The sequence below is a fragment of the Pelagibius sp. Alg239-R121 genome, from assembly GCF_947331435.1.
In the GTDB taxonomy this organism is placed as follows: domain Bacteria; phylum Pseudomonadota; class Alphaproteobacteria; order Kiloniellales; family Kiloniellaceae; genus Denitrobaculum.
Genome location: NZ_CAMZOF010000011.1, coordinates 30,932 through 52,371, shown reverse-complemented (window position 1 = coordinate 52,371; position 21,440 = coordinate 30,932). Strand labels below are relative to the sequence as shown.

The following is a 21,440-nucleotide window of genomic DNA, read 5'->3' as shown; positions in this document are numbered from 1 at the left end:
TGATGTGTAAAAGGCAACAGAATGACGCTGCTGCCGGGCGGACGCCGCTTATGAGTTCCCGGACAGACAATCCTTAATCGAACTCGACATCGTGCGGATAAGCTGGAAATAGTGTCCCGGACCTTCGTCCAGCCCAGTGCCGAGAGGGTCGAGAACGCCTGAGCGGGCGGTCGTTCCTTCGGTCACGACCTGGACGAGCTTGGGCTCGAACTGCGGTTCCGCGAAGACGCAGGTGCCGCCGAGTTCCTTCACTCGCGACTGAATCTCAGCCACCCGCTGCACACCCGGAATCACGTCGGGGTCGACCGTGATGGAGCCGGCGGCGGTGACATCGAAACGCCGCTCAAAGTACTGATAGGCATCGTGAAACACGATGAAGGGCCGGTTGTGGAGCGGCGCCAGTTCGGCCTTAACCTCCTCGATCAGCCCATCCAGCTGCTGAGAGAGGCGTTTCGCGTTGGATTCGTATGTTGCGGCATTTGCGGGATCGACGGCGACCAGAGCTTCCTCGATCTCGTGCAGCATGGCCTTGGCGTTTTGCGGGTCGAGCCATAAGTGCATATCGAATTCGCCATGGGCATGTTCGTCGGCATGTGCTTCTTCGCCGTGACCATGCTCATCCTCATGGCCATGCTCGTCATGATCGTGCTCGTCATGACCATGTTTGGCATGGTCGCTTTCGTCGTGCTTGTCGTGATCGTGATCCTCGTGAGCTTCCGACTCTTTGTGATGCTCAGCTTCTTCGTGATGCCCGTGCTCATCCTTATGGCCATGCTCGTCTTCGTGCGCATGCTCATCTTTGTGGCCGTGCTCGTCGTGATGCCCGTCCTCGTGCCCTTCTTCATCATGGTCGTGTTTTTCGAAAGGACCGCCCTCGCGGAATGGAAGTTTCACCAGGTCATGCGCGTCACTCAGGGTGACAAGCTTGGCGTTCTCGCCCAGGCTTTCCAAAGGCTTTGTAAGGAAGGTTTCGAGACCTTCTCCGATCCAAAAGATTACTTTCGCCTCTTGCAGCTTGCCAGCATCGGAAGGGCGAAGGCTGTAGGTGTGGGGCGAAGCGCTGCCCCGAACGATAAGATGCGGCTTGCCGACGCCCTCCATGACCCCGGAAACCAGGGAATGAACCGGTTTGATGGAGGTGACAACCGTGCCGTCGTCAAGTGCCTGGGCATCTGGCGCGTAAAGCGTGGCACCCGCCGAAGCTGCGGCTCCTGCAAGGGCAAAGAGGGAAACCATCCGTCGGCGCAAGCGCTTCATCTTTTTTCCTCATCGGCTATCCGAACCGCCCCCGCCTCGAAACGTCAAAGATGTGGCGGTCGGTTCTGTGAATTTGATCGTTTACATCGATATGTTATGACATTACGTGTTTGTTGCGCAACGCTATAACCTATGCGATACAGGATCGCAAGAGGCGGAGTAATTGCAGTTATGATAAAGCCTTCGGGCGCAGCGGAAGCCCTTGTGGAAGCAACAGGCGTCGGATTGCGTCGGGCCGGACGCTGGCTGGTCAGCGGGGTGGACCTGACAGTCAATCCCGGCGAGATCGTGACTCTGATCGGACCGAACGGCTCCGGGAAGAGCACAACGGCTAAGATAGCAGTCGGTATTCAAAAACCGGATATCGGCGACGTGCGGCGGAGGCCGGGCCTGCGCATTGGCTACGTTCCGCAAAAGCTGACCATTGATTGGACGTTGCCCTTAACCGTGGAGCGTCTGATGACGCTGACCGGCCGCTACGGCGCCGCCGAAATCACGCGCGCGCTTGAGGAAGTCGGCATCGCGAACTTTGCCAAAGCCGAAGTCCAGCATTTGTCGGGCGGTGAATTCCAGCGCGCGCTTCTCGCGCGGGCCATGATCGGGACACCTGATTTGCTTGTGCTGGATGAACCGGTGCAAGGGGTCGATTTCGCCGGCGAGGTGGCACTCTACAATCTCATCAGGGAGATCCGCGACCGGACCGGCTGCGGTATTCTGCTGATTTCCCACGACCTGCATGTCGTGATGGCTGAGACCGATACGGTGGTCTGTTTGAACGGCCACGTATGCTGTCGAGGCACGCCGGATTCCGTTGTTTCGAGTCCCGAGTATCTGGAGCTCTTCGGCAGCCGCGCCGCGGAAACCCTGGCGATTTACCGCCATAACCATGACCACACTCATCTGCCTGACGGCCGCATTCAGCATCCCGACGGCTCAATCCACGGCGGCGGTCATGTGCATGGCGATCATGCGCATTGCGATCATTCAAGTCCGCAGCACGATGGTGCCGATCCGGGGAATGGCGACATCGTCCAGCTAGCGGATCAAAAGACCCGTCAGACAGGGAATTCGCCTGACAAGGATTCGGAAGCCGCCAATGCTCGATGACTTCTTCGTCAGGGCACTTGTTGCCGGTGTCGGGCTTGCGATCATCGTGGGGCCGCTGGGTTGTTTCATCGTCTGGCGGCGCATGGCTTACTTCGGCGACACCATGGCGCACTCGGCGCTGCTCGGAGTTGCCTTGGCCTATCTGTTCGATATCAATCTCATCGTCGGCGTTTTCCTGGTGGCGGCGCTGGTTTCTCTGGCGCTTCTTCTGCTGCAAAAGCGGGGCGCTCTTTCAACCGATGCGCTGCTGGGGATCCTCTCGCATTCCACCTTGGCGCTGGGATTGGTGATGGTCGCCTTTATGACCTGGGTGCGGATCGATCTAATGGGCTTCCTGTTCGGCGACATCCTGGCGGTGTCCCGTCAGGACATTGTCTTTATCTATCTGGGCGGGGCCTTGATCCTGGGACTCCTGATTTGGCTCTGGCGGCCTTTGCTGGCGGCGACGGTCAATGCCGAAATCGCCGAGGCAGAGGGACTGCGTCCCGAACTCTCGCGGCTGATATTCATGCTCCTGATGGCGAGCGTCATCGCCATTGCCATGAAGATCGTCGGTATCCTGCTGATCACGGCGCTGCTCATTATTCCGGCGGCCACGGCAAGACGCTTCGCGATGACTCCTGAACAGATGGCCATGATGGCGTCGGCCATCGGAGCGCTTTCGGTCATTGGCGGGCTCTTCGGCTCGCTCAGGTTCGACACGCCGTCGGGCCCGTCCATCGTGGTCGCGGCTCTCGTGTTCTTCCTTCTCAGCCTTCTGCACGTTCGCGGCTTGAAAAAGCACGCCCCTTCAAATGACGGGAAAACAACATGACCTTATCTCTTCCCGATCTTACGAAGAACCAATCTCTTGTGTTCGAGACCTTATCGCAGGCCGAAGCACCGCTCAGCGCTTACACCATCCTGGACCAGCTTCGTAGTGAGGGATTCCGTGCTCCCCTGCAAGTCTACCGGGCGCTGGACAAGTTGCTGGAACATGGACTGATTCACCGGCTTGAAAGCCTTAATGCCTTTGTCGCATGCCGGCACAGCCACAAACATCAGGGAACAACGGTCTTCGTGATCTGCGGTCGTTGCGGGGATGTGGACGAACTGACCGATCAGGTTGTCAACGACCAACTCATGCAGCGCGCGGTCGAACGCGACTTCACCGTCGAAAGCGCCATGGTGGAGCTGCGTGGCTGTTGTGGTAGCTGCAGCCAGTAGCGCTGAAATGTCGACTATTCCCGTTACACTGCTTACCGGTTTTCTGGGCAGCGGCAAGACCACGTTTCTGTCGGAGATCCTGAGCGATCCCCACTTCGCCAATACCGCAGTTATCGTCAACGAATTCGGGGAACTCGGACTCGACAACCTTCTCGTCGAGTGCAGTTCTGCTGAGTGGTCCGATGATGAAATGCTGGAAATGACCTCAGGCTGCCTTTGCTGCACGATTCGGGGCGATATCCGAGAAAGCCTGCGGCGGCTGCAGGAACGCCGTCTCGCTGGTGAGATTCCCGCCTTCGAACGGCTGGTGATCGAGACCACCGGGCTGGCTGATCCCGCGCCGGTGATCCATACGCTCATGGCTGAACGCCATTTCACGCTGGTCGGTGTCGTGACTCTGGTTGATTGCGTTAATGCCAGCAGGACTCTCGCTGGGCAGCCCGAAGCGATGAAGCAGATCGCCATGGCCGATGTGCTGCTGGTAAGTAAGAGTGACCTTGCAAAGGATCTTGCCTCCCGCAACGACCTCTCGCGGCTCATGACCTCCTTGCGCCACCTCAACCCGGGCGCAGCGATTTATGACCGGAACGATAGCGCCTTTGATTTAATAAAACTCTTCGGCGCCAACCGCTACGATCCGGCCGGCAAGGGCGCCGAGGTCGTGGACTGGCTTAAGGTCGAGGCCTATCGCGCTGCCGAAACACAAGGTCACGACCACGACCATGCGCACGGCCACGACCACGAACACGACGTCAACCGCCACGGCGAGGAGATCCAGGCTTTTGCTCTGATCTTCGATGCGCCGCTGGAGCGTATGGCCTTTACCTTCGCCCTAAAGTTCCTGGTCGCGAACCAGGGTGCTGATCTGTTGCGGGTTAAAGGGATCGTCGCTTTCAAGGACGCGCCTGGCCGGCCTGTCGTGATTCATGGCGTTCAGCACATCTATCACGACCCGCGGGAACTGACCTCCTGGCCTGACGAAGACCGGCGCAGCAAGCTGGTCTTCATCACGCGCGGCATCTCGAGGGCGACTATTGAGGCGTTTTTTTCGGCATGGCAGGAACTGGAGGAAGAACCGGTGCGGCCGGTCTCCGCCGGATTCAAAGCCGAATGAATATGTCGCCGTCTTCCAGCTTGATTGGATAGGTCTGTAGATCAACGCAGACAGGTGCAGAGAGCGCCTTGCCTGTTGTGATCTCGAAGCGGCCCTGATGCAGCGGGCATTCGATGACAGTTCCCATGACCAAGCCGTCTTCCAAATGCTGTGCCTCGTGGCTGCAGTAACCGTCCGTCGCGAAAAAGCCCTTTTCGGTGTTGTAGACGGCGAAGCTGCACCCGCCATGATCGAAGCGTATGAGATCTTCTTCGTCGATCTCCTCGGCTGCGCAGACCCGGACCCACTCGCTCATGACATACTTGCTTTCGAGAGCCGATCGAAACCGCCGGCGGTGATCATGTTGGGCGCCTGGCGCAGGCTAGGTGCCTTGGTCGAACGACCGAGCGAGCGGTGGAGCACCACCTGAAATACCTCCCAATTTGTGCGAAAGAAACCTGGATCCGGTTCGGGTAATTGATCCGCTATCGCTTTGCTAAGTGCTGGGAGCCCGTGAAAGGGTACCAGCGGATAGAGGTGATGTTCGACGTGGTTGTTCATGTTCATGTAGAGGAAGCGCCCGATGCAGCCGGTTCGGAATGAACGCGTGGACTCCAGGATCGAGGGTGAGTTTTCCTGCAGCTCAACGTGTTGAATTAATGTGAAGAGCAGCATCACCGGCCCACCCAGCAGGCGCGGCAACAGGATGAAGTAAAGTGGCCAGACACTGCCCGATGCGACCAGCGCTGTGAGCAGGGCATAGACCGCCAAACAAGCCCTTGCGCCCCATTTGAGTTTCGGTAGTTCGGATACTGGGGTAAAGGTGCGGGTCTCATCGCTGAAACGCCCAAGTGCGTTAAGCGCAAAGACTCTGATTTCGTAGCTGAACAATGCGATGCCGGTAGTCTCCAACAGCCAGCCACGAAAGGTCATGGGCGTGTCGAAGGGCATTTGGCTGTCTTTGCCCACGTGCCAAGTGTAGGTGTGATGGCGGGTGTGCGAATAACGCCGGTGATGGGGCTCTTCGAAATAAATCAGGGAGCCGAGCCAGAGGCAGGCTTCGTTTAGCCAGCGGGTCCGGAAGGCGGTGCCGTGGGCGCATTCGTGACTGAGAGCGTAGGCGGGCACGGTCAGGACGGTGCCATAGACCATCATCGCAGGGAGTAGCCACCAGCTGCCGAGGGTCAGATAGACGATCCAGCCCGTGACGGTCAGTAGGACTACCCATTGCGCCAGCCAGATCAGTCCCGGGCGATCGCTGCGTTTGGCCAAGGCTTTTAGCTTCTTCCGGTCAAATACTATGCCTGATGAGGCTGCGTTCGTTGCGATGTTGCCTGTCATCCGCAGTTTTCTCAAATCCTACGACGCGTGGTTCGATGTTGTTAGGAGCTTGCAAATCGCCAGAACTCTTTACCAACGAATAAAGCTTCGCCATATAATCAGTTTGACTTATGGATCACTTATGAGTGTGGCTGTGGTGAACAAAAGCCTTCCTCCGCTCAACTGGCTCCGGGCCTTCGAGGCTTCGGCACGGCATCTCAGTTTTACCCATGCCGCGCAGGAACTGCATATGACTCAGTCGGCGGTCAGCCAGCAGATTAAGAGTCTCGAAAACTTTTTGGGTAAACCGCTGTTTCATCGCCGAACCCGTGCCTTGGAACTGACAGAAGCAGCCATGACCTATCTGCCGACGGTTCAGGAAGCCTTTGCTGCGCTCCTCGTGGGCACCCGGGCGCTGGTGGGCGTCGACCGGGATCAGGTTCTGGAAGTTCAATCTAATCTTGCCTTCTCGGTTTTTTGGTTGGCGCCTCGTCTCGGGCGGCTTTTCGAACGGCATCCATGGATCAATGTGAATGTCACGACCGCACTTTGGGCACCCGAGCGTACGGCGGCAGCGGCGGACATCGAAATCCGCTTTGGCAGAAGCGAGTGGGATGGCGCCAAGGGCGAGCGCTTGTTACAGGGCAACTTCTTTCCGGTTTGCGCGCCAGGAGTCGAAGCCGAGCTTAAAGATATCGATGCCGTATTGGAAAAGCGTCTTTTCGACTGCAGTGGTTTGTCATGTAACTGGGAGCGCTGGCTGAGCGGGCAGAACCGCTCGCTTCCCAACGGAAAGGTCGTCAACTGGGCAAGTACTTTTGTGGTGTCGCTGGCGGCGGCACAAGCGGGAATCGGCGTTGCAATGGCACATGAGGCGGTGGCGGACGATCTTCTGAAACGCGGCCTGCTCAAGCGGCCATTCGACTTCGCTTTGCCGATGGAGGAGGCCTATTACCTCATCACACCGCCATCAAAGTCCGCCAGTCCGGCCGTCGCGGCATTTGCTGAATGGATCAAGGAAGAAAGCCGGGCGGATCCAGGCTGAAACACGGAGATGGGAACTTCGGCAATTTTCACCTCCGTGATCTGATGCCGGTCCGTTAAACCGTGTCGTCGATGGGATCGTCGCTCGTGTCGATCCAGATGGTCTTGGTTTCGGTGTACTGGTCATGTGCCATGAGAGAGTTGTCTCGGCCGCCGAAGCCGGAAAGCTTGTAGCCGCCGAAGGGCGTTGTGATATCTCCCTCACCATAGCAGTTGACCGAGACGGTGCCGGCCTGCAGGGCGCGCGCGTAGCGATGTGCTTTGCGAACGTTTGCCGTGTAAAGCGAGGCCTGCAGACCGTAACAGGTGTCGTTCGCGACCTGGATGGCTTCTGCATCCGATGCGACGGACATGATGGCCAGGACCGGACCGAAGATTTCCTCTTTGGCGATGGTCATATCCGGGGTGATCTTGTCGAAGACCGTTGGCTCGATGAAGAGACCTTTACCCTTGCGGGCCTTACCGCCGCAAAGGATCTCACCGCCCTCTTTCTTGCCGGTCGCGATGTAGCCCAGGATCTTGTCGTATTGCTCCCGGCTGATGATTGCGCCCAGCTGGTTCGTCGGGTCAAGGGGATCACCGGTTTTCCAATTGGTGAGCTGCTGCTCTATGCAGGTCAGCAATGTATCTTTGACCTTCTCATGCACGATCAGGCGCGAGTTGGCAGTGCAGTTCTGCCCCATGTTCCAGAGAGCGGAGAAGACCGCGTGCCTGGCAACCGAATCCAGATTATCTGCATCGGAGAGGACGACTGCCGGGTTTTTTCCGCCGCACTCCAGTACGATCTTTTTGAGATTGCTTTGGGCCGAAAACTCGAGAAAGCGGCGGCCGATTTCGGTCGACCCAGTGAAGGATATTGCCTCGACACCTTCATGCCGGCCGAGCGGCTCGCCTACGTCCGGTCCCAGACCCGGCAGCACGTTTAAGACACCTGCTGGAACGCCAGCCTCCAATGCTAACTCAGCCAGACGCAGCGTGGTCATGCTGGTCTGTTCGGCTGGCTTGACGATGACGCTGTTGCCCGTTGCCAGAGCCGGTCCGATCTTCCAGGCGACCATCATGAGCGGGAAGTTCCAGGGCAGCACACAGCCAACCACGCCGAGAGGTTCGCGCACGATCATTCCCACTGCGTCGTCCGAGGCAGGAGCCATCTGGTCATAAAGCTTGTCGGTGGCTTCGGCGTGCCAGGCGATGCAACTGGCGGTCTCGGGGACATCGGTCAACTGACATTCGCTGATGGGTTTTCCGCTCTCCAAACTTTCCAGAACAGCGAGTTCGTGACGGTGCCGATTGATCAGCTTTACCAGCTTGATCAGAACCTCCTTGCGGGCCGCAGGGGCAGCCTTAGACCAGACGCCGCTGTCGAAAGCCTCGCGCGCCTTTCTGACTGCGAAGTCGACATCTTCGGAATTGCAGGCGGCAATCTGCGCGAGAATTTCACCCGTCGCGGGATTGATGGTTTCCAGAGTCTGGCCAGAACGCGGTGACTGGAACTTGCCGTGGATGAAGGCATTGACCGGAAAAGTGAGACCGGCAGCGATGGCTTTGTATTCGTCGTAGGTGAGGAGGTCTGACATGATCTCACTCCTTTTCGTCGATGATGGCGTTGACGGTGGTGCGGGCGGTCCGGATGATTTCTTCCATCTCGCGCCTGAGTTCCTTCTTCATGGGCGAAAGCGGGGGACGGACCATGCCGCCTGGATGGCCCTGCAGTTCGGCACCGTATTTGATGCACTGCAAAAACTTGCCGCCTTGTTCCAGGGCATGCATCAGCGGCAGAAATGCAGACATGATCCGGCGGCCGCGATCGAAGTCACCGCCCATTGCACAGATGTTGTGGAAGGCTTTGCACTCGCGCGGGAAAATGTTCGCGCTGGCGCAGACCCAGGCTTTCGCGCCCCAGGCATAGAATTCGAGCACCTGGTCTTCGCCGCCGGCGATCAACTGGATTTGCGGGTATTCGCGGGCCAGCAGACGGATGCGGCTGTGGTCGCCGCTCGATTCCTTGATGGCGCAAATGTTTGCGCTTTGGCCGACCCGGTCGAGGAAGTCTTCGCCCATCTCGACACCTGTTCTGCCGGGGTAGTTGTAGAGCATGATCGGCAGTCCGGCGACGCGATCGATTTTCAGCAAATGCGTGGCCAGCTCCAGTTCCGACGGCAAGGAATAGGGCGGCGCGGCAACCAGGAGAGCTTCCGCTCCGATATCGCGCGCAGCTGCGGTAATCTCCAGGCATTCATCGACCCGGATGTCGTTGACGCCCGCCATGAAGAGCGCGCGCCCGGCAATCCGTTCCTTGGCGAAGCGAAATTGCTCCAGGCGTTCTTCCTTGGAAAGGGCATAAAACTCTCCAGTTGAGCCGCCGACAATAATACCGTCCACGCCGCTCTCGATCTGCCATTCGATGACTTCAGCGTAAGCATCCCAATTGATGGTGCCATCGTCATGGAATGGGGTCATGATCGGTGTGTAGATTCCCTCGAACCTCATCAGTTCCTCCCGCATGCGGCCAGATTCAACCGCGCTATAACTCTGATTAAGGTCGGCGCACGTACTGATTTTACGTGGATTTTTATTTGCCGACAATTTGAATACAATTTACACACTATAGATATGCTCTCTTGAATGCAAGCTGTGTGCTGCGGTAGTGTCGGCTGATGGATGACAGGGCGGGGGCGCGCGCTGGTGCGTCAATCCAGCGTGTTGAGGCGGGCGGAAAATGGGGTGCGAGAATGGATAAGCAGGTTGAGGCGCCGACGGCTTCAAACGAAAAGCGTGGCCGGGGCTATGGCGCGCTGATGATCTTCGAGAAGCTCCGAGACGAAATTCTGTCCCTGGAGCTCGAACCTGGTCAGCTTATTGACGAAGCCAGTTTGGCGACCCGTTTCGACGTCTCCCGCTCACCGATCCGCGAGGCCTTGGTGCGGCTCGGCTCGGAAGGTCTGATCAAGACTTTACCCAACAAGGGTACGATCGTGGCGCCCCTCAACATTGAGGAATTTCCAATCTTCATTGATGCGCTGGATCTGGTTCAGCGGGCAATCACGCGTCTGGCGGCGGAAAACCGGACCGAGGAGCAGCTTCGAATTATCAAGGAAAAGCAAGAGAGCTTTCGCAAGACCGTCGCCGCCAACGACGTGCTCGGCATGATCGAAGGCAACCGGGATTTCCATCTGGCGATTGCCGAAGCAGGTGGCAACCGGATCTTGACCGACACATATCGCCGGATCCTGGACGAGGGCCGCCGGTCGCTCAGGCTATATTTCCGCTCGTACGGAGACACCTTGCCGAGCGAGCTTACGCATGCCCACGACGACGTTATCGATGCGATTGAACAACATGACGTCGAGGCTGCCGAGCGACTTGCCCGCGAACATGCGGAAGAGGTCCACCAGCAGTTCATCCGCTACATCAGCCGGCGCAGCACCCAGGATATCAAGGTACTTTATTAGGGTCGTTTGATCGGCGTTAACGCCCTGCAACCCTTACGCAAACACACGCGGTCTGTTGCGGGAGAGTGCTTCGGCAAGCCTCCGTTTCATCACTGATCTGCACCGGCGCCGCATCGACGGCGGCGACCATTGTAAATCGGGATATGCGGCCGCAGGAGCATTAGCCCAAGGTTCCAGCCCACGCTCAGAAACAACGCCGAACTCAAGCCGGCTAATGGTCCAGACTGCAGCGTGATCAGGTGTAGCGCGGTCAAGGCAAAGCAGTAGCCGAACATGGCCAGAATGCCGTTCGCGAGAACGGCCACGCAGGCATCTGCTCCCAGTCTGGTGTAGAGGATAATCGTCATACTGATCCAAACAACGGGCACGAGCGCCATAAGCCCAGCTGCTTTCGGTCCGAAGGATTTGCCGACCGTAAGAACCGCCAGGACAACACAAACCACTGCGAATGCGCGTAACGCAATATCAGACGCGCGAAATTTCAGGGCTGGCGGGGCTTTGTGGCTGAGGTAACTGCTGGACAAAAACGCTAAGACAGGAAAGGCAGCGATGTTCAGGACGAAGGAGGTTAAGATGCCCAAGGAGGCCTGCAGAATCAGCAAAGATCCAATGGCCCAAATTGAGAGGGCTATACCGAGTCCCGTGACGATCCCCAATCGCGGGATCAAAACGACGGTTGTACAGAGGAAGAGCGCCATCACTGAGTTGACGCCCACGCCGGTCAATGCACTTTCCGCAAGGAAATCCGTGCCGTGATCCATAGCGATAAAGAGATAAGCCGGCCCGGCAGAGATCGGCAGCGCAGCTATCATTGCGCCAACGAAAGAACTTGTCCTTTCCGCCACCAACGTTGCGATGACCACGACGGTTGCTGTTGCGATCAACTTGATGAGGATGTCAGGCTCGAGTATGTCCATTGGGGCGCTCTGGCGTTTGTTCGATCAGACGTTCGTTGCGTTCTCAACAGGATTAGCAGTTCTTAGCCAAGATTTGTCACCTATTGGCGCATACCTGCCATGAGCAGGCCCAACCGTGCTCAAAGCCTGTCTTTCCAAGTTTCGCGGGAGTGTATTTGGCCTCAAGCCCACCTCTTTCGAAGAACTCTGTAGAGCCAGAGGTTAGGAAAAGCGCCTGATCGAGAAGAGTGCGAGATCGTCGTCGGCTGCTTTGCCGGATATCAGATCTGTGATGAGGTTTGCCGATTTCGCGGCCTGGGTCAGGCCGTAGTGACCGTGGCCGCAGGCGTAAAATATACGTGGGGCACGTGCCGAGCGCGAGAGGACGGGAACTGAATCGGGAAGGGAGGGGCGAGGCCCCATCCATTCGATTCCACTTTTGTCATCGATGCCGGGAAAGAGTGTTCGGCAGATCCGGTGCAGGCGTAGGAAGTAGGTCTGCCCCGCAGGCGCACGCAGGCCGGCGTATTCTGCCCAGCCACCGATGCGCAGGCCGCTTGTGAGTGTGGTCGAGACGATACCCCGGTCGGCGAAAACCAACGGGTGTTCGTTGCGCACGGGGGCATCGGGATAGGTGAGGTTGTAGCCGCGTTCGGCCTCTAGGGGCAGAGCTTCGCCGAGTTGCGCCGCGAAACCGCGCGACCAGACACCGGCAGCAATCAGAACGGCATCGAAACTGCGCGGCTTGCCGTCGATGAAAATCTCCGCACCAGTATCGGACACAGCGATGCGTTCGACTTTCGCGCACTCGAAATTGACGCCCATCCGTTGGGCAGCCTTGGCTAACCCCGTCACGACGTCATAGGGGTCGCTGACCAGAGCCCATTCCTGCGACAGAACACCGTGGCGGAAGAGTGGTGCAAGATCGGGCTCCAGATCGCGGATAGCGGCATCATCGACCGTGATTGAGGCACGTCCGTTGGAGGCTTTCTCTGCCCAATCCGCCTTCGAAGCATCATAGGAGCGATCGCTTTCGTAGAGATAAAGCGCGGCCTTGCGCTGCAGCTTGTCGGCGATGCCGGCTTGCGCGAAGAGCGTCTCGGTGGATTCGACCGCATCAGCGCTGATGGCGGTAAGGGCCCGGATAGATCTTAGGTAGTTGTCACCGCGTCCGGATCGCCAGAAGTTCCAGAGCCAGGGGAGAGATTTCGGCAAGTGAGACGCAGAGAGCTTTAGCGGCCCGTCGCGGTCTGCCAGCATACGAAGTGCGGTCCGCTCAATGCCCGGCTTGCTCAGTGGGAAAATGTCCGAGCCCGCGATATGCCCGGCGTTGCCAAAGGAAGGACCGAAGCGGCCAGGTTGATCTTGATCGAAGAGCGTGACCCGGTAGCCTTGCCGGGACAATTCGAAGGCGCTCGCGACGCCAATGATTCCGGCACCGATGATGCCGACTTCTGCATCCGGTGCAATGCCCTGTGTCGCCGGAACCTCTGCCACTGTTACTTCAGCAAGTCGAAAGCGTCGCCCCAGCAGTCGGCAACCTTGTAACCCTGGGGGTAGGGGTCGGAGGGATCGAGGCCGATCTGGTGAAAACCATGGATCCAACCGCGACCGGTCACGCGAGGCAGAATCGCCTGGCGCCCGGCGACTGTGGTCGTGCCGGTAATCTCGACATCGAAGCGGCTGTCGATGATCGAGCGCGCGGTAAAGTGGTCTCCGACGCCGGCTTCGCCGCGCGCTGCCATGACGGCGAGCCGTGCGGAGTTTCCCGTGCCGCAAGGCGAGCGGTCGATCCGCCCCGGTGGGAGGATTGTCGCGCCCTTGAGCTCGCCCTCAGTATTGTGGCCAACGAACATGACGTAGGAGATACCGTTCAGTCCCGGAATCTCCGGGTGTGAGATCTCAAGTTGGCGGTTAACCGCACGGTGAATCCGACTCCCAATATCGACGAGCCGGCGGGCAGTATCAGGGCCGATTTCCGTGTCGATCGCCGCAGGATCGACTAGGGCGTAGAAGATCCCGCCGAAAGCGATATCGACTGAAATTTCCCCGATGCCTTCCACCTCGACCCGCGCGTCCAACTGGTCGACGAAAGAGGGTGGCATGGCAAGGGATACGCTCTCGCACTTTCCATCGCGGCACTTGGCTGTGGCCGTCACCAGCCCTGCTGCCGTATCGAGGGTGACGATGGTTTCCGGTTCCTGCATTTCCAGAATTCCGGTCTCCAGTAATACCGTAACCACGCAGATGGAGTTGGAGCCGGACATGGCATGGGCCTTGTCGCCCTGCAGGACGATGAAGCCGGCGTCCGCCTCGGGCCGCGTTGGGGCGAACAGCAGATCGGTACTCATCTGCGCGTAACCGCGCGGCTCGAACACCAGAAACTGGCGCAGGGAATCGTCCACTTCGTTCAGGTGCCGCAGCTTGTCCAATATTGTCTCACCCGGCACCTCCAGCACACCGCCGGTCACGACCCGGCCAACCTCGCCCTCCGCATGGGCCTCAACAAGATTAGCTGTTTTTTTCCAGCGCATTGGCTCAGATCCGCATCTCCAATAACAGACGGGATCTTAGAGTGCTCATTTGCTGCATTCAATCTGAATTATTCGTTGTCGACAATTTGAATTCAATTCGATATATTAACTCACCGAGACGCTGATAAGTCTCCAAACAGGTAAAAAAAACTTAGGGAGAAGAATATGCTGAGGGCTCACAAATTGGTCGCCGCGGCTGCGGTGGCCGTGGGAATTGCCGCCTGCGCCACGGGTGCACAAGCCGATAAGGTGGACGATGTCATTGGCGAGGGCGTTCTGCGTTGCGGCGTCGTGCTGGACTTCCCGCCGATCGGGTTTCGCGACGCAAACAACGAACCCGCCGGTTTCGACGTCGAATACTGCAAGGACCTGGCCAAAGCGCTAGAGGTCGATTTCGAGATCCTGCCCGTGACCTGGGCCGAGCGCCTGCCGGTTATCGTGACCAACCGCGCCGACGTGGTGTTCGGCGGCACGTCGGATTCGCTCGCGCGCGCCAAGACAGTTGGTTTCACCATTCCTTACGCAATCTACTACGCGCAGGCCGTGGTCGGTAAGGACAGCGGTATCAAGACCTTCGAGGACATGAAGGGCAAACGGATCGCGGCTGCGATCGGGACCGTGCCGGAGCAGGAGTTTCTGAAGATCGCCAAAGAGTGGGGTACCGAAAACCTCTACCAGGGCTATCAGTCTGAGAACGAGGTGTTCCTTGCCGTGGCACAAGGCAAGGCCGATGCCGGCATTACCACCAATACAGCGGTTAAGCCGATCGCCGCGCAGTACGACACCATCATTGCCGGCCCGCGTATGCCGTGGACCACGGATTACACCTCGGTCGTCGGCCCGCGTAAGGATATTGCCTGGCTGAACTACCTGAACCTATTCGTCACGCATCAAGTGCGTTCCGGACGCTATCAGGAGCTTTGGGGACAGTTCGTCGGCGGCGAAGCGCCGGAACTGCGGATTCCGGGCGTCTTCTACTGATGAAGTCCTGTCGCCGCCCGTAATCGGTAATCCATTTGCCGGTCACGGGCGGCGACGTCATCACGAGAGGGCACGATGGATTATACCTTTCATTGGCGGCCGGTATTTCGCGCATTGCCGGACCTGCTCGACGCAGGTCTTCTGACCATGGAGGTCGCGATCCTGTCGATGGTGATCGGCATCGTGACCGGACTTCTGCTCGCCCTTGCACGCCTGACCGGTGCTGCGCCTCTGCGCTGGTTTGCCACGACCTGGATTGAAGTCGCGCGTAATACGCCGGCGCTGTTTCAGCTGTTCTTCTTCGGCTTCGGATTGGGGGCTTTTGGAATCCACCTCAGCCCCTATTTCATCGTGCTGGTCGGATTGTCGTTTAACAATGCGGGTTATCTCGCGGAGAATTTTCGGGGCGGGTTTCAGGCAGTGCCGCCGACCCAATTGCGCGCCGCCAGATCGCTCGGCATGACCGCCACCCAGGCTTACGTCAGGATCATCATTCCGCAGGTGCTACGGATCGTCTATCACCCCATGACCAATCATATGGTCTGGGCCGTGCTGATGAGTTCGCTCGGCATGCTGGTCGGCTTTCGCGAGCTGTCCGGAGAGACACAGTTCTTTGCATCCAAGACCTTCCGCATCTTCGAATACTTCGCCGTTACAGCGGTCATCTACTATGTCATCGTCAAGGTCATTCTCGCACTGTCGCGTCTGATCGGTTGGCGTCTCTTTCGGTATTGAGGGAGCGATGAGATGAATGCGACGACGTCCTTCTTTACCGGTTTTCAGTTCAGTGACCTGGGGTTTCTAGCCGAGGCGGCGGGCCGGACACTCCTGATTTCCGTAATCTCCGTTGCTGCCGGCACGGTCATGGGCTGCATCTTCGGCTGGGCGCTTCAGGCCGGGCGCTGGTGGATCGAGATTACCCTGGGCCTCGTCCTCGATGCCTTTCGTTCAGTGCCGCTGATTATTCAGCTGATCCTGTTTTTCAATTTCTTCCCGCTGGTTGGGCTGCCACTCAATCCCTTCTTTTCGGGTGCGATCATTCTGAGTTTTTACACTTCCGCCCTGGTTGCCAATGTGGCGCGTGGCGGGATTGAGGCGGTCGGTGTTCCCATGCGCAGAGCGGCGCGTTCTCTGGGTATGACCTACTGGCAGGATATGCGGTACGTGGTCTGGCCGATCGGCCTGCGCGCGGTGTTCCCGTCCTGGGTCGGCGTGGCGCTGAGTGTTGTAAAGGACAGTGCATTGGTTTCGGTTCTGGGTTATGTCGAGTTGCTGCGGGCGTCGCAAATCCTCATTACCCGCACCCAGGAACCCTTCATCATTCTGGCCCTGGCCGGCGCGTTCTATTTCGCGCTTTCCTATCCCTTATCCCAATATAGCGCGCGCCTTGAGAGCAGGTGGAAATCATGATTGAAGTAAAAGATCTGCATAAGTACTTCGGTGCTCTGCACGTGCTCAAGGGGATCGACCTCACGGTTCAAAAAGGCGAAGTGCTGAGCGTGATTGGTGCATCCGGTTCCGGCAAGTCAACCCTGCTGTACTGCATCAATGCGCTTGAGACGATCGAACAGGGCGAAGTGATTGTTGATGGTGTTTCGGTGCATGCCAAAAGCACGGACATCAACAAACTTCGCCAGAATCTGGGCATGGTCTTCCAGCAGTGGAATTCCTTTCCGCATCTCACGGCGACGGAAAACGTTGCGCTGGCACCTAAGATTGTGAGTGGAAAATCCCGGCAGGAAGCGCGGGAAATAGCGGTGAAACAGCTAGAACACGTTGGGTTGGGAGATAAGCTCGACGTCTATCCTTCTGCGCTTTCGGGGGGGCAACAGCAGCGCCTTGCCATTGCTCGTGCACTGGCGATGGAACCGGATTACATGTTGTTTGACGAGGCTACCTCTGCCTTGGATCCGGAACTCGTTGGAGAGGTGCTGGACACCATGCGCCTGTTGGCGGAAGAGGGCATGACGATGATCTGCGTGACCCACGAGATGGGGTTCGCCCGCGATGTTTCCGACCGGGTCGCGTACTTCCATCAGGGTATGATGGAGGAGATCGGCCCGCCGGCGCAGATTTTCGGCGAGGCCCAAAGCGAACAGACCCGCAAGTTCTTGGCGAATGTCCGCTGACGATCCGATAGAGTGGAACAGAACGGATTCGAGTGAGGTCGGTGGAGGCTTTGAATGGGACGTCTTTCAGGTAAGAAGGTAGTAATGACTGCCGCGGGCATGGGAATCGGGAGAGCCTGTGCGATTGCCATGGCCGACGAAGGAGCGACAGTTTACGCCACCGATATCGATCAACCTTCACTTGACAGCCTCTGCGCCGTTAGTGTGAACCTGGAATGTGTGCGGCTCGACGTGACCGATGCGGCGGCGATTATGGCCTTACGCAATGAGGTGCCGACGCCGGATGTGTTGTTCAATTGTGCCGGATATGTGCACGACGGAACCTTGCTAGAGGCCGATGACGAGGCCTGGAACCGCTCGTTTCAGATTAACGTGCGTTCGCATGCCCGTATGATCGAGACCTTCCTGCCTGGCATGATCGAGAACGGCGGCGGCTCAATCATTAATATGGCGACAGTGGCCTCCAGCCTGATGGGGGTTGCCAGCCGATGCGTCTACAGCGCAACGAAGGGCGCGGTTCTGGGCCTGACAAAGTCGATCGCCAAGGACTATGTTCAACAGAAGATCCGCTGCAACGCGGTCTGCCCGGGCACGGTTATGACACCGTCTCTCAAGGCTCGTATGGCGGCACGCGGGAACTACGACAAGGCGTACGAAGAGATGCTGGATCGCCAGCCAACCCGCGAGATGACCCATCCGGAGGATATCGCGCCAATGGTGGTTTATCTCGCTTCGGACGAATCGAAGGTTGCGACCGGTCAGTTCTTTATTGTTGACGGCGGCTGGTCGATTTAGCGCAGCTTCAGTTTGAGGAGGAAGCCCGGTGAGCATTGGGTTTATCGGCTTGGGGGCCATGGGCTATGGCATGGCATCGAACCTCTTGGCTAAGGGTTTCGATCTGCGCGTTATTGCCAACCGTAATCGCCAACCCATTGAGGCTCTTGTTGCCCTGGGGGCTATGGAATGCAAAAGCTATGCGGAGTTGGCTTTGCAGAGCGATGTGCTGCTCCTCTGCTTGCCGGATTCCAATGTAGTGGAACAGGTCGTTGCGGAACTGGAGCCAAATCTTCGCAAGGGTCAGATTCTGGTCGATACCGGTACTTCTTCCCTCTCCTCGACTGCGAAACTTGCCGAACGCATGTCCGCGCTCGGTGTCGAATTTGCCGAAGCACCGCTGACCGGAGGAACCAAGCAGGCCGAAGCAGGTCAACTGGGCGCTCTGGTCGGTGCGGACGACGCACTGTTCGATAGGATCGAACCCATCCTGCGCGGGTTTTGCGTTGCAGTTCAGCATTTTGGCGCGGTCGGCGCCGGTGGGCGGGCGAAGTTTGTGAACAACTATATGGTGTTCGGCATCGCTGCGCTGGTGTTCGAGGCGTTTCACGCCGCCGATGTAGCAGGCTCCGACTGGACAAAGCTCTATGACGTTGTGATTCGGGGATCAGCAGATTCCGGCGTCTTCCGCCGCGTGATCGGTGGCGCGATCGAAGATGATTTCAAGGGTTACGTCTTTACCGTAAAGAGCGCCTATAAGGATATGCGTTACATCACCGAGATGAACGAACAACTTGGGCTAAGCTCGCCTTTGAACAAGGCCGTGCTTGATATCTTCTCTCGTGCTGAAGCGGAAGGTTACGGTGACCTGATGATCAGCGAGTTGCTGCGTGGGGATATCCGTAAGGCACGCGGCGGTGTTTAATCGCCGCCGAGCATTCGGCTCTTATGGTGGCGTTGGTCCGATATTGCGAATGACCTGTAGCGTTGTGTCGCGTACAGCCGGAATTGTCGGCTTTAACAGATCTAAACGGTCGAAAGCCTCGGGGTGACTTTGAAGGTTTTCCTTGAGCGCTTGACCGAAGGCCATGCGCAGCTCGGTGCCGATGTTGAACTTCGAGACCCGGGTTTCTCTCGCCAGTTTTCTGCGAGTTTCGATTGGAATGCCGCTGCCGCCATGCAGGACCAGAGGCAGGGTGGTTGCAGCTTCGATAGATGCCAATACCTTAAAGTCGATGCCTGCAGTTTTCTCAGTCTGGAGATGAACGTTTCCAACGGAGATGGCGAGGGCATCGGCACCGCTTTCGCGTTCGAAACGGGCAGCCTCTCCAGGATCGGTCGTCGCTGACGCTGCACCTTCGGCATAGCCGACGAAACCCACTTCCCCCTCGACAGAGACGCCGGCAGCGCGGGCTTTTTCGACAATGCGTGCCGTGATGTCGACATTTTCGGAGATCGGCAGCTTGGAGCCGTCGAACATGACCGAGGTGAAGCCGTTATCGATGCCCTCCAGGCAATCCTCGAGCGAATATCCGTGGTCAATGTGACAGACCACCGGTACGCCGGCCCGATCCGCAAGATGGCGAAACATCTTGCCCAGAACAGGAACCGGTGTGTGTGCGCGGCAACCTGGGCCGGCCTGCAGGATGATCGGAATACCAGCTTGTTCAGCAGCTTCGACATAGGCGCAAGCGTCTTCCCACCCGAGCACGACCAGTCCTGCGACGGCATAGCCGCCGCCCATCGCTGCCTGCAGAACATCGCTGAGCGATGCCGCCGTCATTTGAACTTTGCAACCATGTCCTTGATGCCGGGGATGGTTTCGACCTGATAGGCGTGCGTCGGGTGGAAATACTGCTTAAGCGACCGCTGACTTAAGCCGCCGAGGATCGTGAAGTAATACATCTCGTAGCCGGGCGCTGCCACGCAGGGGTGATAGCCTTTTTCGATGATGAAGGTCGAACCGTCGACAATGTGGAAGGCTTCACCCACCTCGTTTTCATCTTTCTGCAGCAACTGCATGCCGAAGCCGTGCCCAGGTTTGAAGCGGAAGTTATAAACCTCGTCATGACGGCTTTCGTCCGGCAGCAGATCTGAATCGTGCTTGTGCGATGGGAAGCCGGACCAGCCGCCCTGGCCGACGGTAAAGAGTTCCGATACCAACAAACGGCCCACTTTACCGTGGTACTTGGTGCCAAAGATGTGCTTGATCTTACGATGTGTTTTGGTGTCGTCGGAGCCATACTGAATACGGTCGATATCCTCGGCACGCACGGCAAATGGTTCGAGAACCTTATCGTACTGTGCACCGGCAACGAAGACTTCGGCTTCGTCGGATGCGCAGACAAAGGAGGCCTTGGCGGCGGTCGGCACGTAGACACCTTCCGGCTCTCCATCCCAGACATCCGCGCGGCGCTGGCCGATTCCAGCGTAGGACTCGCCTTCCACCTCGACATCCACGGTCCCTGTGGCGGGCACCACGCAGGTTTCATAACCTGGCGTCTGGTATTCGAAGGCCTGTCCCTTCTTCAGCTTGACGATGTTGAAGTAGGTGAGGGGAACCCGCGAATCTTCGATATCGATGATCGGCTGGTTCTTGTTGTCAAACGGCGCGATATGCATTGGGTGCTCCGGGGGCAGTGGTGTTGAGTGCAGGAGTATCGTCTGTAGATGAGAGGCTGTGATTGGCAATAAAGCTGTCGAGTTCTACGCGGTCTGGCATGGCACTGGAACAGGCGACTTTGGTGACGACGATCGCGGCGGAGGCGGATCCCTGTTCGACTGCGCCTCTGACGGACAGGCCGTTTGCCAGACCCGACAAAAAGCCGCCCATGAAAGCGTCGCCGGCTCCGGTCGGTTTGATGGCTTGGACCGGAAAGATCCCGGTCTCAAAGCTCTCGGAACCGGCAAAGGTCACGGAACCACGCTCGCCCATTTTGTAGATGACCAGCGCGGGTGTCCCGTCAATCAGGGATCTGGCGTGTTCGAAGCCGTCACGTCCGGGCCCCGCCGCAACGTTGAACTCGACGTCGTTGCCGATCACCAGATCACAGCGTTCAATGGCGCGGGTGTAGACCGCGGCGGCTTCTTCTTGCGATGGCCAGGAATATGGGCGGTAGTCCATATCGATGATCACCGGCGTTCCAGCCGCACGTGACAGTTCTATGGCTTGAAAGATGGCGGATCTCGAGGGTTCCGCTGCGAGAGCCGTGCCTGACAGGATAACGCCGCCGGCGCTCTCGTAGTCAGGCGCTTCGATGTCTTCGATACCCATGTCGAAATCCGCGGCTCCGTTTCGGTAGATCACGGATTGGCAGTTATCGAGGCGAGTTTCGACCACTGCGAGGCTGTTACGTGCTTCCCCGCCGATGCTGCGGAAGTGTTTGGTGCCGACACCAAACGAAGCGAGCTTTGCGCTCACAAACCGGCCGACCGCATCGTCCGAGACGCAGGTGACCACCTCGGTCGTGCAGCCGAGCCTGGCGAGAGCTACCGCTGTGTTCGCCGCCGATCCGCCGACATGGGCTGAAAAGCTTTCCGCCTGCTCCATCTCTGTGCCAGGCGGCTCCGCGTAGAAATCCATGCCCGCCCGCCCGATGACGAGGAAACTCTTCTGCTTCAGCTTTTCGATCACTGCGTTCATAACA

23 protein-coding genes are annotated in these 21,440 nt (G+C 58.1%); 12 read left to right on the top strand and 11 right to left on the bottom strand.

What is annotated here, in order from left to right:
* Window positions 1-48: 48 nt before the first annotated feature.
* Entirely contained in the window at window positions 49-1,257 is a 1,209-nt protein-coding gene (locus QMZ18_RS29775; RefSeq protein WP_282610050.1) for a zinc ABC transporter substrate-binding protein, read from the bottom strand.
* Between the two features lie 171 nt (window positions 1,258-1,428).
* On the opposite strand from QMZ18_RS29775, the gene QMZ18_RS29770 reads away from it, so the two are divergent.
* The 4 genes from QMZ18_RS29770 to QMZ18_RS29755 are packed head-to-tail and all read left to right on the top strand — an operon-like array spanning window position 1,429 to window position 4,684.
* Window positions 1,429-2,364, top strand: a complete 936-nt coding sequence (locus tag QMZ18_RS29770) for a metal ABC transporter ATP-binding protein (protein WP_282610049.1) — start codon at window positions 1,429-1,431, stop codon at window positions 2,362-2,364.
* Window positions 2,354-3,178: a metal ABC transporter permease gene (locus QMZ18_RS29765; RefSeq protein WP_282610048.1), complete on the top strand. Its 825-nt coding sequence runs from the start codon at window positions 2,354-2,356 to the stop codon at window positions 3,176-3,178. Before QMZ18_RS29770 ends, QMZ18_RS29765 begins: the two co-directional genes overlap by 11 nt.
* Window positions 3,175-3,570 carry a Fur family transcriptional regulator gene (locus QMZ18_RS29760; RefSeq protein WP_282610047.1) on the top strand — a complete coding sequence of 132 codons (396 nt, stop codon included), beginning with the start codon at window positions 3,175-3,177 and terminating at the stop codon, window positions 3,568-3,570. Before QMZ18_RS29765 ends, QMZ18_RS29760 begins: the two co-directional genes overlap by 4 nt.
* 7 nt (window positions 3,571-3,577) lie before the next feature.
* A complete protein-coding gene (locus tag QMZ18_RS29755; protein ID WP_282610046.1) occupies window positions 3,578-4,684 on the top strand; it encodes a GTP-binding protein in 1,107 nt (368 codons plus the stop codon).
* Here QMZ18_RS29755 and QMZ18_RS29750 read toward each other — a convergent pair.
* Both QMZ18_RS29750 and QMZ18_RS29745 read right to left on the bottom strand, forming a co-directional pair.
* The gene (locus QMZ18_RS29750; protein WP_282610045.1) at window positions 4,671-4,979 is read right to left on the bottom strand and encodes a non-heme iron oxygenase ferredoxin subunit; all 309 of its coding nucleotides are present in this window, start codon (window positions 4,977-4,979) and stop codon (window positions 4,671-4,673) included. The two genes, QMZ18_RS29755 and QMZ18_RS29750, sit on opposite strands and share 14 nt — an antisense overlap.
* A complete protein-coding gene (locus QMZ18_RS29745) occupies window positions 4,976-6,004 on the bottom strand; it encodes a fatty acid desaturase (protein WP_282610044.1) in 1,029 nt (342 codons plus the stop codon). Before QMZ18_RS29745 ends, QMZ18_RS29750 begins: the two co-directional genes overlap by 4 nt.
* 121 nt (window positions 6,005-6,125) lie before the next feature.
* Between QMZ18_RS29745 and QMZ18_RS29740 the strand changes: the two genes are divergently transcribed.
* Window positions 6,126-7,028, top strand: a complete 903-nt coding sequence (locus QMZ18_RS29740; protein ID WP_282610043.1) for a LysR family transcriptional regulator — start codon at window positions 6,126-6,128, stop codon at window positions 7,026-7,028.
* A gap of 55 nt (window positions 7,029-7,083) precedes the next feature.
* On the opposite strand, the gene QMZ18_RS29735 is transcribed toward QMZ18_RS29740, so the two are convergent.
* Entirely contained in the window at window positions 7,084-8,604 is a 1,521-nt protein-coding gene (locus QMZ18_RS29735; RefSeq protein WP_282610042.1) for an aldehyde dehydrogenase, read from the bottom strand.
* A gap of 4 nt (window positions 8,605-8,608) precedes the next feature.
* Window positions 8,609-9,517 carry a dihydrodipicolinate synthase family protein gene (locus QMZ18_RS29730; RefSeq protein ID WP_282610041.1) on the bottom strand — a complete coding sequence of 303 codons (909 nt, stop codon included), beginning with the start codon at window positions 9,515-9,517 and terminating at the stop codon, window positions 8,609-8,611.
* A 242-nt stretch (window positions 9,518-9,759) separates the two neighbouring features.
* Here QMZ18_RS29730 and QMZ18_RS29725 point away from each other — a divergent pair, with 242 nt between their 5' ends.
* The gene (locus QMZ18_RS29725) at window positions 9,760-10,479 is read left to right on the top strand and encodes a GntR family transcriptional regulator (protein ID WP_282610040.1); all 720 of its coding nucleotides are present in this window, start codon (window positions 9,760-9,762) and stop codon (window positions 10,477-10,479) included.
* Between the two features lie 89 nt (window positions 10,480-10,568).
* On the opposite strand, the gene QMZ18_RS29720 is transcribed toward QMZ18_RS29725, so the two are convergent.
* The 3 genes from QMZ18_RS29720 to QMZ18_RS29710 all read right to left on the bottom strand — a co-directional run bounded on the left by QMZ18_RS29720 (window position 10,569) and on the right by QMZ18_RS29710 (window position 13,909).
* Window positions 10,569-11,396: a hypothetical protein gene (locus QMZ18_RS29720; RefSeq protein ID WP_282610039.1), complete on the bottom strand. Its 828-nt coding sequence runs from the start codon at window positions 11,394-11,396 to the stop codon at window positions 10,569-10,571.
* A gap of 201 nt (window positions 11,397-11,597) precedes the next feature.
* Window positions 11,598-12,872: an FAD-binding oxidoreductase gene (locus QMZ18_RS29715; protein WP_282610038.1), complete on the bottom strand. Its 1,275-nt coding sequence runs from the start codon at window positions 12,870-12,872 to the stop codon at window positions 11,598-11,600.
* 2 nt (window positions 12,873-12,874) lie between these two features.
* A complete protein-coding gene (locus QMZ18_RS29710) occupies window positions 12,875-13,909 on the bottom strand; it encodes a proline racemase family protein (protein WP_282610037.1) in 1,035 nt (344 codons plus the stop codon).
* A gap of 165 nt (window positions 13,910-14,074) precedes the next feature.
* Here QMZ18_RS29710 and QMZ18_RS29705 point away from each other — a divergent pair, with 165 nt between their 5' ends.
* From QMZ18_RS29705 to QMZ18_RS29680, 6 genes are all read left to right on the top strand, one after another.
* Window positions 14,075-14,890 (top strand): transporter substrate-binding domain-containing protein, encoded by an 816-nt coding sequence (locus QMZ18_RS29705; RefSeq protein ID WP_282610036.1) that lies wholly within the window; start codon window positions 14,075-14,077, stop codon window positions 14,888-14,890.
* Window positions 14,891-14,965: 75 nt separating this feature from the next.
* The gene (locus QMZ18_RS29700; protein ID WP_282610035.1) at window positions 14,966-15,625 is read left to right on the top strand and encodes an amino acid ABC transporter permease; all 660 of its coding nucleotides are present in this window, start codon (window positions 14,966-14,968) and stop codon (window positions 15,623-15,625) included.
* Window positions 15,626-15,637: 12 nt separating this feature from the next.
* Window positions 15,638-16,300 (top strand): amino acid ABC transporter permease, encoded by a 663-nt coding sequence (locus QMZ18_RS29695; RefSeq protein ID WP_282610034.1) that lies wholly within the window; start codon window positions 15,638-15,640, stop codon window positions 16,298-16,300.
* Complete coding sequence (locus QMZ18_RS29690) at window positions 16,297-17,019, top strand: amino acid ABC transporter ATP-binding protein (protein ID WP_282610033.1); 723 nt, start codon at window positions 16,297-16,299, stop codon at window positions 17,017-17,019. Before QMZ18_RS29695 ends, QMZ18_RS29690 begins: the two co-directional genes overlap by 4 nt.
* 54 nt (window positions 17,020-17,073) lie before the next feature.
* Window positions 17,074-17,814: an SDR family oxidoreductase gene (locus QMZ18_RS29685; RefSeq protein ID WP_282610032.1), complete on the top strand. Its 741-nt coding sequence runs from the start codon at window positions 17,074-17,076 to the stop codon at window positions 17,812-17,814.
* A gap of 28 nt (window positions 17,815-17,842) precedes the next feature.
* A complete protein-coding gene (locus QMZ18_RS29680; protein ID WP_282610031.1) occupies window positions 17,843-18,718 on the top strand; it encodes an NAD(P)-dependent oxidoreductase in 876 nt (291 codons plus the stop codon).
* Between the two features lie 21 nt (window positions 18,719-18,739).
* On the opposite strand, the gene QMZ18_RS29675 is transcribed toward QMZ18_RS29680, so the two are convergent.
* Genes QMZ18_RS29675 through iolC form a run of 3 tightly spaced genes read right to left on the bottom strand, consistent with a single transcriptional unit; the run spans window position 18,740 to window position 21,436 of the window.
* A complete protein-coding gene (locus QMZ18_RS29675; protein WP_282610030.1) occupies window positions 18,740-19,576 on the bottom strand; it encodes a class II fructose-bisphosphate aldolase in 837 nt (278 codons plus the stop codon).
* The gene (locus QMZ18_RS29670; protein ID WP_282610029.1) at window positions 19,573-20,415 is read right to left on the bottom strand and encodes a 5-deoxy-glucuronate isomerase; all 843 of its coding nucleotides are present in this window, start codon (window positions 20,413-20,415) and stop codon (window positions 19,573-19,575) included. The genes QMZ18_RS29675 and QMZ18_RS29670 overlap by 4 nt, the downstream gene beginning before the upstream one ends.
* A complete protein-coding gene (gene iolC / locus QMZ18_RS29665) occupies window positions 20,396-21,436 on the bottom strand; it encodes a 5-dehydro-2-deoxygluconokinase (RefSeq protein WP_282610028.1) in 1,041 nt (346 codons plus the stop codon). The genes QMZ18_RS29670 and iolC overlap by 20 nt, the downstream gene beginning before the upstream one ends.
* Window positions 21,437-21,440 lie beyond the last annotated feature (4 nt).